The 728-nt window shown below is 56.5% G+C and carries 1 protein-coding gene; it reads left to right on the top strand.

Annotation, left to right across the window (positions count from 1 at the left end):
* Nucleotides 1-69 precede the first annotated feature (69 nt).
* Nucleotides 70-728 (top strand): type IV secretion system protein (locus EN749_RS36710; RefSeq protein WP_189368037.1); only part of this gene is annotated, 659 nt, incomplete at its 3' end.

The following is a 728-nucleotide window of genomic DNA, read 5'->3' as shown; positions in this document are numbered from 1 at the left end:
ATTTGAGTGCGGTCCGATGAAGGCACTCAATAGCGATCCATCGCTGTTTCCAGGTGGGACGGCGAAAAAATGAACTTCAATATCACGACGCTTCTGCAACAGGTCGACCAATTCGGCAATAACTACGTATCGCAAGCCTACCAGAACCTCGCGTCCGCCTTGACCGGCGGCGGACAGGTGGGTGTCGCCGGCCTGATGCTGACGCTGTACGTGATATTCTGGGCCATCAGCATCTGGCAGGGAACCTCGACCGGATCGGGAAAAGAGATGGTCTGGCGCCTGTTCCGAGCCTTCGTCATCTACGCTCTGGCGACGAGCTGGGGGGACTTTCAAACATATGCCTATTCGTTCGCGAATGAGACACCTTCCGCGATCGGGAACAGCCTTCTCACGAGCGTGTCGGCCAATGTGACCGGAACATCGGCCGGGCTGAACTCCGTCAACTCCGTGCAGACGGCCCTGCAAAACATCTGGGATTCGCTCGCCAATTCCACGTCCGCCTTTATCAAGAGCCTTGGGGTGTTGAACTTCGGCGGCTATGTACTGGCGGCGATCATTCTTGTCGTCGGCGCGCTGCTCATCGGTTATGCGATCTTCCTCATCATCCTGTCGAAGATCTTTCTTTGGCTTTTGCTGGCGCTCGCCCCAGTGTTCATCATTCTCATGCTGTTCGGCTACACGACCCGGTTCTTCGCCGGCTGGATAACCGCGATCGTGCAGTACATGTG

The organism is Mesorhizobium sp. M7A.F.Ca.ET.027.02.1.1, assembly GCF_004022985.1.
Taxonomy (GTDB): Bacteria; Pseudomonadota; Alphaproteobacteria; order Rhizobiales; family Rhizobiaceae; genus Mesorhizobium.
This window is presented reverse-complemented; position numbering and strand designations above follow the sequence as displayed.